The sequence below is a fragment of the Hoeflea sp. BAL378 genome (assembly GCF_000759435.1).
In the GTDB taxonomy this organism is placed as follows: Bacteria; Pseudomonadota; Alphaproteobacteria; order Rhizobiales; family Rhizobiaceae; genus Hoeflea.
Map to the genome: position 1 here is coordinate 1 of NZ_JRJG01000004.1, position 11,466 is coordinate 11,466.

An 11,466-nucleotide genomic window follows, 5' to 3' on the forward strand; every position below is an offset into this window, starting at 1 on the left:
CTCAAGACCCGCCGCTGGGTGACCAATCTCGCCATGGTGGTGCTGTCGTCGGTGGCGCTCCGGATCGTCTTTCCGCTGGCAGCCGTCGGCACCGCGATCTGGGCCGAGGCGAACGGGCTGGGGCTGTTTCCGCTCCTCGGGCTGCCGCTCTGGCTTGCCGGGATCATCGCCTTCGTCGTGCTCGATTTCGCGGTCTGGCTCGAGCATGTGGTGAGCCACAAATGGCCCTGGCTATGGCGCATCCACCGCATGCATCATGCCGACACCGGCTTCGACCTGACCACGGCGCTGCGGTTTCATCCGCTGGAGATCGTGCTGTCGATGCTCTGGAAGGCGGCGGTGATCATCGCGCTCGGGGCGCCGCCGGTGGCGGTGCTGGTGTTCGAGGTGGTGCTCAACGGCGCGGCGATGTTCAACCATGCCAATATCAGGCTGCCCAAGGCCGCCGACGCGCTGCTGAGGCTGTTGATCGTGACGCCCGACATGCACCGGATCCATCATTCCACCGATCCGCGCGAGACCGATTCCAATTACGGCTTCAACCTGGCGATCTGGGACCGGCTGTTCTCGACCTACACGCACGCGCCGCGGCGCGGCGACACCGGCATCGAGATCGGCCTGTCCGAATGGCGCGACGGCCGCACCGCCAATCTCGGCTGGGCGCTGGCGCTGCCGTTTGCGTCGAGCCGCCCGCGCGTCCGCGACGAGACCGCTCAGTAAAGCCCGTTGGGGAACCAGCGCAGGTAGAGTTCGGTGAAGCGACCTTTTCTGTTGAGCGACGCGATCGCGTGGTCGAAGGCGGTGGCGAGGCCCTGGTTGCGCGGGTGGACGGCGATCGCCAGCCCCTCGCCCAGATAGGCCTGGGAGAAATACGGCCCGTCATGGAACCGGCAGCAGTTCTCCGCGGCCTGGCTCGACAGCCAGAACGACAGTTGCAGCCCGTCGCCGAACACGGCGTCGACCGTGCCGGCCTTGAGCGCATCGAACAGCCACTCCGCCCGTGAGAAGGTGACCGGCCTGAGCGCCGGAAACCACTCGCGCAGCATGGCTTCATGCGCGGTTCCGTCCATCACTCCGACCCGCCGGCCGTCGAGCGCCGCAGCGCCGGCCCCCTCGAGCGTGGCGTCCCTGCGCAGCGCGAAGCGGGCCGGCAGGGCGAGATAGGGCCGGGTGAAGCTGTGGTCCTCGCGGCTGTCCGGGGTGATCGCCAGTCCGGAGATCATCGCCTCGGCCTGGCCGGTGGCGAGCGCGCCCTCGAGCTCGTTCCAGGGCAGCGCCTGGATCTGGCACTTGGGCAGCACATCCAGCTCCGCGCAGATCGCCCGCGCCAGATCGACATGAAATCCGGCGAGGCGGCCGGTCTGGTCGAGGAAGCTGAAGGGCGGGAAGTCGACCGTGGCCAGGAAGCGGATGCGGCTGACCGACTGCATGTCCGGAACCGGGATGCGTTCGCGCGGATCCATGTAGTTCGGCACCAGGATGTCGGTGGCGCTCGCGGCCGGCAGCGTGAGCGCCAGAAACACCGCCAAAATGCACGGAATCCTGAAAACACCCCCAAAGGCTAGGGGTGCAAAAATGCGCGCTTTCACTACCATAGATTTAGCATCCCGGTTCAATTGTCATGTGTTTATCAGAGTCATGGCGCCAAGCAAAACCATCGATCAGCGTATCTCCGCCCCCGCGCGGCCGCGCTTGCGGCTGGTCCGGGACACAGGAAGCGACACCGGCCGGATCGCCGGGCCGGAACCGGGCGACAGGGACCGGGACGGGACCGGGGAAGCGCGGTTCTTCCTCGGTTGCGGCATTGGCAAACCGCATGTGGAAGCGGCGGCCCGGGCCGCCCGGGCCAACGGAACCACGATCGAGAAGGAACTGATCGCCGAGGGGCTGATCGAGCCGGGGCTCTATTATCGCTGGCTGGCGGGCGAACTCGGGCTCGAGCATCTCGATCGCATCGATCCCGACGAGGTGGTGCGGCTGCCGTTCCTCGACGTGCTGCTGCGCCGCGAGGGGCCGCTGCGGCTGTCGCGGCGGGAGCGGCAGGTCACCGTGATCGTGCCCGAGGCCCGGCTGCTGGAGGAGCAGAAGGCGCGGTTGAGGGCGCAGCCCGGCCTCAGGCGCGCCATGGCCGCCGCATCGCCCGCGTCGATCCGCGAGGCGGTGTGGCAGGCCGGCGCCGCCGACAGGGTGCGGAAGACGACGTTCGAGCTCGATCAGGACCAGCGCGACACTTCCGCCCGCCGGGTGATGACCGCCGCGCAGGGCTTCATCCTGGCGCTGGTGCTGTCTGCCGCCCTGACCGGCTTCGTGCTGTGGCCGTTCCTGGCCTTCACCGTGCTGCATGTGGTGCTGACGCTGTTCTTCTCCGGTGGCACGCTGTTGCGGCTGACCGCGCTGGCCGCCTCCGTCCTCAAGCCGGTGCGACCGCCTCCCGCCGCGCGCGCCGAGGGCGCCCCGCTGCCGGTCTACACCGTGCTGGTCGCGCTTCGCAACGAGGCGGCGATGGCGCCGGCGCTGGTCTCGCGGATCGCGGCGCTCACCTGGCCCAAGAGCCTGCTCGACGTCAAATATGTCTGCGAGGCCGAGGACGAGGCGACGATCTCGGCCCTGCTCGCCCAGGGTCTGGGGCCGGAATGCGAGATCGTCCGCACGCCGGGCTTCGGCCCGCGGACCAAGCCCAAGGCGCTGCAATATGCGCTACAGGGCGCGCGCGGATCGCTGGTCGCGGTCTATGACGCGGAGGACAAGCCGGCGCCGGGCCAGTTGCTCGAGGCCTGGGCGGCGTTCGATCGCGCCGACGCACAGCTCGGCTGCCTGCAGGCGCCGCTGGCGATCGCCAACCTCAGCTCGAACTGGATCTCGGGCCTGTTCGCTCTCGAATACAGCGGCCTGTTCCGCGTGCTGGTGCCGTTCCTGGCGCGCACCGGCATGCCCATCCCGCTCGGCGGCACCTCCAATCATTTCCGCCGCGCGGCGCTCGAGGCCGTCGGCGGATGGGATCCCTACAATGTGACCGAGGACGCCGATCTCGGCATGCGGCTCTATGCGCATGGCTACCGCACCGGCACGCTCCGCAGCGCCACGGTGGAAACCGCGCCGGTCTCGCAAAGGGTCTGGATTAGGCAGCGGACCCGATGGCTCAAGGGGTGGGCGCAGACCTGGCTGGTGGCGATGCGGCGTCCGCTGCGCACCTTCCGGGCGCTGGGCTTCGGCGGGTTTGCGGTGTTCCAGCTAATGATCGCGGGCATGCTGGTGTCCGCCCTCGCCCACCCGCTGATGTTCCTGTTCATCGGCCTGACCCTGGCCTGGCTTGCCAGCGGCACCGAGGCGGCGGTTCCGGCGTCGCAGACGGCGCTGATGTGGATCGACTTCGCCAATATCAGCGGCAGCTATCTCGCCTTCGTCGCGCTGGGCTGGCGCAGCTTCACCGCGCATGAACGCTCCCGGCTGAGGAAACGCTGGCTGTTGCTGACGCCCGTCTACTGGCTGCTGATGTCGCTCGCCGGCTGGCGCGCGCTCGGCCAGCTCGTCACCGACACGCATCTGTGGGAGAAGACGCCGCATCACCCCGGCGCCTGAAACCGGGAGATCGGCGGGCCATCAGCGCTGCGCAGAAATGGACCCTTTGGAAGATGGAGCGGGTGAAGGGAACGTAATCATTGTTTAAGTACTTGATTTAATTGTTTTTCTATTTATTCAGAGATCCGTCGATACCGTACCCGATACCGTGTTTATCCTGCGCCGTTGAGAGCCTATACGAGCCCTTCTGAGACGGCAAACGCTCCATGTCAGGTATCCACCCGAAGGGGTATTTCCGATGCGACGATACGGTAGGCTGGGTTCTCAACACCCTTTGTGGTGAGCGCATCAATCAACGCCGCTCGAATTTCCTCGGTGCGGTTCGACGGTCCGATGACAATCTGGTGCAGGAGGTCGTTGATTTCGATCCCGACCAGCCCCTGTTCCGGGACGTCCTTAAGCGGGATCTCGAATATCGTCTCATCCTTGCCGCGGATGTTCACTTCGCGCCTTCGCAGAAGGGTTGGCATTTTCATCATGGACATGTGGATGATCCGCCACTCCTTCTCCTCTGAAAAGCCGGGGTGCTTCAAACACACTGCTCCGAACAGGATTGCCATGATGACATAGTTCAGCAGCATCTGAGGATGGAGCGTTCGCAGCATGTCGGCGTTCGCGGTGATGTTGGCCAGCACCTCGCGGAACTTCGCATGAAACTGACCCACGGTGCCGTAGAACACTGGACTGGAATAGGCGTTGAGAGCGTTTGATTCCAAACGGAACGGCTCCGTGTTCAGAACCAAGGCCACACCATCAGGTTTGCAGCAGTAGGCTCGCCACATCGACAGGCGACCAAAATCTTCCTTGCCCGGCAAGTGCTCAGAGAAGCAGGAGATATAGACGCTGGTGGAAATGTTCGCTCTCATCATCTGCCAAAGCGGGACGATCTGAGCGCCGAGGCCCGCGTGGATTCCATCGATTGTCGAAACAAGTAGCTGTCTGTCGGATGTCTCCGAGATGAAGGCGTCTACCGCCTGAATGCCGTAGCGGACCTCACCGATGTCGTTCATGTGGGCCACGTCGCGCATCCACACCGCCTCACCCTCAATGATGCTGAGGGCGACCTCGAACGAAGTGTAGTGCGCCAACTTGAGACTGTTGGCGTCCATGTTCTTGAGAGCTTCGTCGAGGGTCGGGAGAAATATCGACCGCAGCAGGTCTTTGTCCAAGGGATGCCTCCGCAAGAATGAGGCCATAAGCTTAACCTTATTCTTCTTCAGATGCGCGCTCCCTTGGTGAGTTATCCGCAGTCCGTGCGATCTTCTGATCAGCGCATCCCGATACGTGGGCGCAAGATGAACTCCCAAGGACTCATCCCGCCGATATAATTGTCGTTCACTGGCATGAGGCGAGTAGTCGCCGATCTGGCAGCCGCGATACGATCACTGGCGATCTGCAAGTAGGCTTAATCACGCTCTATGCCGATGAAATTGCGCCCGGTGTTTGCATATGCCACGCCTGTTCCTTCAGCTAATCTTGTAAGCGCTAGATTTCGATGACGAAATCGTTGGAGCGGGTAGCGGGAATCAATGGAGCGGGTGAAGGGAATCGAACCCTCGTCGTAAGCTTGGGAAGCTTCTGCTCTGCCATTGAGCTACACCCGCACTGGCCACGATCCTTGGCGATCGCCGGGCCGGCTGTCAAGCGCCAAAACAACGTCCGAACATCGCTTGACCGCGCACCGGCGCGGCCTCATATGACGTTCGTTTCAACCTCACCCCAATGGCTTTCCATGACCCGACTCAAGGCCCTCCTTTCCTCGCGCCGGTTCGAGGCGTTCATCACCGCGCTGATCGTCATCAACGCCATCACGCTCGGGCTTGAAACCGTGCCCGCGGCCATGGCCCGGTTCGGCGATCTGCTCGGTGTCCTCGACAAGGCGATCCTCGCGGTCTTCGTCCTGGAAGTCACGGCCCGGCTCGTCGTCTGGCGGCTCGATTTCTTCCGCGATCCCTGGCGCATCTTCGATTTTGTCGTGGTCGGCGTGGCGCTGGTTCCCGCCACGGGCGCGCTGTCCGTGCTCCGGGCGCTGCGCGTGCTCCGGGTGCTCCGGATGATCAGCATGGTGCCCTCGCTCAAGCGCGTGGTCGGCGGCCTGGTCGGCGCGCTGCCGGGCATGGGATCGATCATGCTGCTGCTGACGCTGGTGTTCTACGTCTTCTCGGTGATGGCGACCAAGCTCTATGCCGCGACCTTCCCCGAATGGTTCGGGTCGATCCCGGCCTCGGCCTATTCGCTGTTCCAGATCATGACGCTCGAAAGCTGGTCGATGGGCATCGTCCGCCCGGTGATGGAAGTGCATCCGCTGGCCTGGGCGTTCTTCATCCCGTTCATCGCCTGCACCACCTTTACCGTGCTCAACCTGTTCATCGGCATCATCGTCTCGGCCATGCAGGAAGAGCATGAAGCCGAGGCGACAGCAGAACGCGAGTCCATGGCGTCCGACCAGAGCGCCATGCTGGAAGAGCTCAAGGCAATCCGCAGGGACCTGGCCGAGCTGCGGGCTGCGCAGACGGGCAAGGTGCCTCATTCCGGCTGAGGGCGGCCTATCTGCGGGCGGCAGTCAGGCGCGAAAATGCTTGGAGAGTTTCAGGCCCTGCGCCTGGTAGTTGGACCCGAGCCCGGAGCCGTAGAGCGCTTCGGGGCGCTCGAGCATGCGCTCGTAGATCAGCCGGCCGACGATCTGGCCGTGATCGAGGATGAACGGCACCTCGTGGCTGCGCACCTCGAGCACCGCGCGGCTGCCGGCGCCGCCGGCCTCGGTGTGGCCGAAGCCGGGATCGAAGAAGCCGGCATAATGCACCCGGAATTCGCCCACCAGCGGATCGAACGGCGTCATCTCGGCGGCGTAGAGCGGCGGCACATGTACCGATTCCCGGCTCACCAGGATGTAGAACTCATCGGGGTCGAGGATCAGGTCGGCCGAGCCGCGATTGTGCAGCGGCTCCCAGAAATCGAAGATGTCATGAACGCCGCGCTTGTCGACATCGATGACACCGGTGTGGTGCTTGCCGCGATAGCCCACCAGCCCGTCGCTGCCCCGCCCCATCAAGTCGATCGACAGCGCGATGCCGCCGCCCGACACGTTCGGCGTCTCGGAGGCGACCAGGGTCTCGGCCTGGTGCAGCCGCGACAGTTCCTCCTCGCCCAGCACCGCGTGGCCTTTGCGGAAGCGGATCTGCGACAGCCGCGACCCGGTGCGCGCGACGATCGGGAAGGTGCGCGGGCTCACCTCGAGCCACAGCGGACCTGAATAGCCCGAGGCGATCTTGTCGAATTCCTGGCCGTAGTCGGTCATCACGCGGGTGAAGATGTCGAGCCTGCCGGTCGAGCTCTTCGGATTGGCCGAAGCCGAAATCTCCTCGGGCAGCGCCAGGCTTTCGAGAAGCGGCACGATGTAGACGCAGCCGGTCTCGAGCACCGCGCCTTGGGAGAGATCGATCGCATGCATGGAGAGCCGTGCGAGCTTGTCCTCGACGCGGGCGGTGGGGCCGGGAAGGAAACTGGCGCGCACCCTGTAGGCGCGCGCGCCGAGCCTCAGATCGAGGCTCGCGGGCTGGATCTGGTCAGCATCAAGCTCCTTGCCGGAAGCAAGCTTTCCGCCGTCAAAGAGCGCCCTGATGGCGCGGTCCGAAAGAATGCCGGCGTCCACGTCAGCCTGCTCCGTTTCACCAGATGCCTTGATGGCAAGGCGGGGCGATTGACGCAAGCGCGGCGACGCATTAAAAGGCAGTTTATCCCGTGGTGATTTGGCCGACCGGCTTGCAGCCACGTAAAATAAGTCGCTAAAAAGGTCGGGTTGCAAAACCGGCTGGCGATTTGGCGAGCCGGTTTTTTTGTGTTGGACGATTAAGATGACAAGCACCCGACGACTCCGCCCCGCCACCCAGCTCGTGCATGGCGGCACCGCCCGTTCAGGCTTCGGAGAAACCTCCGAGGCGATCTTCCTGACGCAGGGCTTCGTCTATGACAGTTCGGAAGCCGCCGAAGCGCGCTTCAAGGGCGAGGACCCGGGCTTCATCTATTCGCGCTACGCCAATCCGACCAACGACATGTTCGAAAAGCGCATGTGCCTGATGGAGGGTGCCGAAGACGCCCGCGCCACCTCATCGGGCATGGCGGCGATTTCGGCGGCGCTGCTCTGCCAGCTCCGCGCCGGCGACCACGTGGTCGCCGCCCGGGCGCTGTTCGGCTCCTGCCGCTGGGTCGTGGAGAAGCTGCTGCCGCAATACGGCATCGAGTCGACGCTGGTCGACGGCCGGGACCTCGCCAACTTCGAGACCGCCATCCGCCCCAACACCAAGGTGTTCTTTCTCGAAAGCCCGACCAATCCGACGCTCGAGGTGGTCGACATAGCCGGCGTCGCCAGGCTCGCCAACCAGATCGGCGCCAAGCTGGTGGTCGACAATGTGTTCGCCACGCCGCTCTTGCAGAAGCCGCTGGAACTGGGCGCGCATGTGGTGGCCTATTCGGCGACCAAGCACATCGACGGCCAGGGTCGCTGCCTCGGCGGCGTGATCCTGTCGGACAAGGACTGGATCGACGAACACCTGCATGATTTCTTCCGCCACACCGGTCCGTCGCTGTCGCCGTTCAACGCCTGGACCCTGCTCAAGGGCCTGGAGACGCTGCCGCTGAGGGTGCGCCAGCAGACCGAGAACGCGGGCCGCGTCGCCGACCTGCTCGCCGACCACCCGGCGGTGGCCCGGGTGATCTATCCCGGCCGCGCCGATCACCCGCAGGCCGAGATCTGCGCCCGGCAGATGAAGGGTGGCTCGACCTTGGTGGCGTTCGAGCTCAAGGGCGGCAAGGCGTCGGCCTTCGCGATGCAGAACGCGCTCGAAGTGGTCAAGATCTCCAACAATCTGGGCGATTCCAAGAGCCTGATCACCCATCCGGCGACGACCACCCACAAGAACCTCACCGATGAGGCGCGCGACGAGCTAGGCATCAGCCCCGGCATGGTCCGGTTCTCGGCAGGGATCGAGGATGTCGCCGACCTGGTCGAGGATTTCGAGCGGGCGCTGTCAGGCCTGTGAGCCGCCGGCGGGAAACGCCGCCCGCGCCTCGATGATCCGCGACAGCGCCGTGTAGAGGCAGATCGCCGTGAACACCCAGGCGACCGGCGAGAACCAGGCCGGCCACAGGCAGAAGATCGCAAACACGATCAGGGTCTCGCCGGCTTCGGCGAGGCCGGTGGTGAAGTAGATGGACTTCGCCCCGCGCCGGGTCGTGGTCAGCCGGTGCTTCTCGGCCAGGATGGCATAGGCCAGGAAACTTGCGCCGTTGACGTAGAAGGAAAAGATCAGCGCGGCGCCGGCCAGCCCGTTCGCCGCCGGGTCATGGATGACGAAGCCGAGCGGGATGGCGCCGTAGACCACGAAGTCCAGCGTGATGTCCAGATAGCCGCCGAAATCGGTCTTCCTCGTCGCACGCGCCACCGCCCCGTCCAGGCCGTCGCAGAGCCGGCTCACGAGGATCAGCGCCAAGGCCGCCAGCATGAAGCCGGACGCGACCAGCAAGGCCGCGGCAAGCCCGAGGCAACAGGCGAAGACCGTCACGTGATCGGCCTTCACCCCGCGCCGGGCGAGCCACCCTCCGGCGCGGTTGAGGCCCGGCTCGATCCATCTGCGCGCGGTTCCGTCGATCATGCCGCCATCTCCCTCATGCCGTCCTCGTGATAGCGCGGCCGTCCCCGTCCGTCACGCCCTCCGACTGTTGCGGCAATCACAAAGAGGTCAGCGCAACCGCCGCCGCATCCGCTGCAACGGCCTCGAAATGCTTGACGCAAGCACGGCGCTGTAGAATGAGTGTCGCAAGGAGTGCCTAATGTACCGCGCGCTGACCCGTGACATCGAAGTGACCGTGGAGCCGTATTACCTCGAGGACCAGTCGGACCCCGAGGACGGGCGCTATGTCTGGGGCTACCGCATCCTGATCGCCAACCGGTCCGACCAGATCGTCCAGCTTCGCAGCCGCCACTGGAGGATCACCGACGAGAACGGCATCGTCGACGAGGTGCGCGGTCCGGGCGTCGTCGGCGAGCAGCCGGTGCTTCGGCCGGGCGACACCTACGAGTATTCCTCCGGTTGCCCGCTGGACACCCCCTCGGGGGTGATGGTCGGCACCTACCAGATGCAGTCCGCGGACGGTGAGTTTTTCGATGTCGAGATTCCCGCGTTCTCGCTCGACCTGCCGGGCATGGCAAGAACCCTGAATTGACCGGCCTTTCGGAATTCCGGCCGGTCATGCTGGTGACCGGCGTCCTGGTCGCCACGCTGGGCGCCGCCATGCTGCTGCCGGCGCTCGTCGACCTCGCGGCCGACAATGACGACTGGATGATCTTCGCCACCGCCTCGATGATGACGACGCTGTTCGGCCTGGGGCTGTTCGTCGCCAACCGCGGCGCGCCCAAGGGGCTGTCCACCCGGCAGGCGATGCTGATGACGGTGATCGCCTGGACGGCGCTGGTGGCCTTCGGGGCACTGCCGATCCACTGGTCGGGGATCGTGCCGAGCTACACGGACGCGTTCTTCGAATCCATGTCGGGGCTGACCACCACCGGCGCCACCGTGATCACCGGGCTCGACACCGCGCCGCCGGGGATCCTGTTCTGGCGCGGCCTGCTGCAATGGCTGGGCGGCCTGGGGATCATCGTCATGGCGATCGCCGTGCTGCCGATGCTGCAGATCGGCGGGATGCAGTTGTTCAAGGCCGAGGCCTTCGACACCGCCGAGAAGATCCTGCCGCGCGCCACGCAGATCTCGATGTCGATCACGCTGGTGTTCATCGCCATGACCGCGATCTGCGCCGTCTCCTACATGGCCGTCGGCATGGCGGCCGACGACGCGGTGATCCACGCCATGACCACGGTCGCCACCGGCGGCTTTTCCACCAAGGACAATTCCATCGGCTTCTTCCAGAACCCGGCCGTCGAATGGATCGCCATCATCTTCATGTTTCTGGGATCAATCCCATTCCTCATCTATGTGCAGGTGCTGCAGGGGCGTTTCCGCACGATCCTGGTGGACGACCAGGTCAAGGCCTTCACCGGCTTCATCGCCGTCTCGGTCGTCATCGGCTGGATGATGGCGCATTTCAGCGACAGCCATCTCGGGCTCGAGGGGCTGCGGCACGCCGCCTTCAACGTGATCTCGATCGTCACCGGAACCGGCTATGCCTCGACCGACTACGGCCTGTGGGGGCCGCATGCGGTGACATTCTTCTTCATCATCATGTTCGTCGGCGGCTGCGCCGGCTCCACCTCCTGCGGCATCAAGATCTTCCGCTTCCAGGTGCTGTTCGAGGCGGTGCGGCAGCATATCTCGCAGGTCATGTATCCCAACGGCGTGTTCCGCGCCCATTTCAACGGCAAGCCGATCCAGGACCGCGTCGTCGCCTCGGTGATGAGCTTCTTCTTCCTGTTCGTGACGTCCTTCGTCGTGCTGTCGGTCCTGCTCCGGCTGTCGGGGATGGACACGATCACGGCTCTGTCCGGGGCGGGCACGGCTTTGTCCAATGTCGGACCGGGACTGGGCGACATCATCGGCCCGGCCGGCAATTTCAAGTCGCTGAGCGACACCCAGAAATGGCTGCTGGCGGGCGGCATGCTGCTCGGCCGGCTCGAGCTGTTCACCGTGCTGGTGCTGTTCCTGCCGCGGTTCTGGCGCTCCTGACCGAGGCCAACCAGCCGGCCCCGTCAGGCGGTCAGGACTGGCGCGCGAGCGGACGCCGGCCGTAGAGCGATGACAGCGCCCGGGAAAAATCATCGCCGATCCCCACCAGCGCCGGCACCAGGAACAGCACCAGCAGCGTGGTCATGGCAAGGCCGAAGACGATGGTGATCGCCATCGGCAGCAGGAACTGGGCCTGGAGGCTGGTCTCGTA

At 65.0% G+C, this 11,466-nt stretch carries 11 protein-coding genes, 1 tRNA gene and 1 riboswitch; of the genes, 6 read left to right on the forward strand and 6 right to left on the reverse strand.

Annotated features, from left to right (window positions below):
• Positions 1 to 720 (forward strand): sterol desaturase family protein (locus LL06_RS01800; protein WP_035521490.1); only part of this gene is annotated, 720 nt, incomplete at its 5' end.
• On the opposite strand, the gene LL06_RS01805 is transcribed toward LL06_RS01800, so the two are convergent.
• A complete protein-coding gene (locus LL06_RS01805; RefSeq protein WP_244447018.1) occupies positions 714 to 1,523 on the reverse strand; it encodes a transporter substrate-binding domain-containing protein in 810 nt (269 codons plus the stop codon). The genes LL06_RS01800 and LL06_RS01805 overlap by 7 nt on opposite strands.
• Before the next feature lie 115 nt (positions 1,524 to 1,638).
• On the opposite strand from LL06_RS01805, the gene LL06_RS01810 reads away from it, so the two are divergent.
• Positions 1,639 to 3,579, forward strand: a complete 1,941-nt coding sequence (locus LL06_RS01810) for a glycosyltransferase family 2 protein (protein ID WP_052161113.1) — start codon at positions 1,639 to 1,641, stop codon at positions 3,577 to 3,579.
• A 209-nt stretch (positions 3,580 to 3,788) separates the two neighbouring features.
• Here LL06_RS01810 and LL06_RS01815 read toward each other — a convergent pair whose 3' ends face one another.
• Together LL06_RS01815 and LL06_RS01820 are read right to left on the reverse strand one after the other, a co-directional pair.
• The gene (locus tag LL06_RS01815) at positions 3,789 to 4,748 is read right to left on the reverse strand and encodes a DUF2971 domain-containing protein (RefSeq protein ID WP_161784916.1); all 960 of its coding nucleotides are present in this window, start codon (positions 4,746 to 4,748) and stop codon (positions 3,789 to 3,791) included.
• A gap of 361 nt (positions 4,749 to 5,109) precedes the next feature.
• A tRNA-Gly gene (locus LL06_RS01820) sits at positions 5,110 to 5,183 on the reverse strand.
• Positions 5,184 to 5,311: 128 nt separating this feature from the next.
• On the opposite strand from LL06_RS01820, the gene LL06_RS01825 reads away from it, so the two are divergent.
• Complete coding sequence (locus LL06_RS01825; RefSeq protein WP_035521494.1) at positions 5,312 to 6,118, forward strand: ion transporter; 807 nt, start codon at positions 5,312 to 5,314, stop codon at positions 6,116 to 6,118.
• Positions 6,119 to 6,142: 24 nt separating this feature from the next.
• Here LL06_RS01825 and LL06_RS01830 read toward each other — a convergent pair whose 3' ends face one another.
• Complete coding sequence (locus LL06_RS01830) at positions 6,143 to 7,231, reverse strand: 2'-deoxycytidine 5'-triphosphate deaminase (RefSeq protein ID WP_035521496.1); 1,089 nt, start codon at positions 7,229 to 7,231, stop codon at positions 6,143 to 6,145.
• Between the two features lie 79 nt (positions 7,232 to 7,310).
• Positions 7,311 to 7,389, forward strand: a riboswitch (SAM riboswitch).
• 44 nt (positions 7,390 to 7,433) lie between these two features.
• Here LL06_RS01830 and LL06_RS01835 point away from each other — a divergent pair.
• Entirely contained in the window at positions 7,434 to 8,618 is a 1,185-nt protein-coding gene (locus LL06_RS01835) for an O-succinylhomoserine sulfhydrylase (RefSeq protein WP_035521498.1), read from the forward strand.
• Here the strand turns inward: LL06_RS01835 and LL06_RS01840 are convergent.
• On the reverse strand, positions 8,607 to 9,230 hold the full coding sequence (locus tag LL06_RS01840; RefSeq protein WP_035521500.1) for a CDP-alcohol phosphatidyltransferase family protein: 624 nt from the start codon (positions 9,228 to 9,230) through the stop codon (positions 8,607 to 8,609). The two genes, LL06_RS01835 and LL06_RS01840, sit on opposite strands and share 12 nt — an antisense overlap.
• 178 nt (positions 9,231 to 9,408) lie before the next feature.
• Here LL06_RS01840 and apaG point away from each other — a divergent pair, with 178 nt between their 5' ends.
• Both apaG and LL06_RS01850 read left to right on the forward strand, forming a co-directional pair.
• Positions 9,409 to 9,801 (forward strand): Co2+/Mg2+ efflux protein ApaG, encoded by a 393-nt coding sequence (gene apaG, locus LL06_RS01845; RefSeq protein ID WP_035521502.1) that lies wholly within the window; start codon positions 9,409 to 9,411, stop codon positions 9,799 to 9,801.
• Positions 9,798 to 11,255, forward strand: a complete 1,458-nt coding sequence (locus LL06_RS01850; RefSeq protein WP_244447017.1) for a TrkH family potassium uptake protein — start codon at positions 9,798 to 9,800, stop codon at positions 11,253 to 11,255. The genes apaG and LL06_RS01850 overlap by 4 nt, the downstream gene beginning before the upstream one ends.
• 31 nt (positions 11,256 to 11,286) lie before the next feature.
• Here LL06_RS01850 and LL06_RS01855 read toward each other — a convergent pair.
• The coding region (locus LL06_RS01855) for a hypothetical protein (protein WP_035521504.1) at positions 11,287 to 11,466 on the reverse strand (180 nt) is incomplete at its 5' end.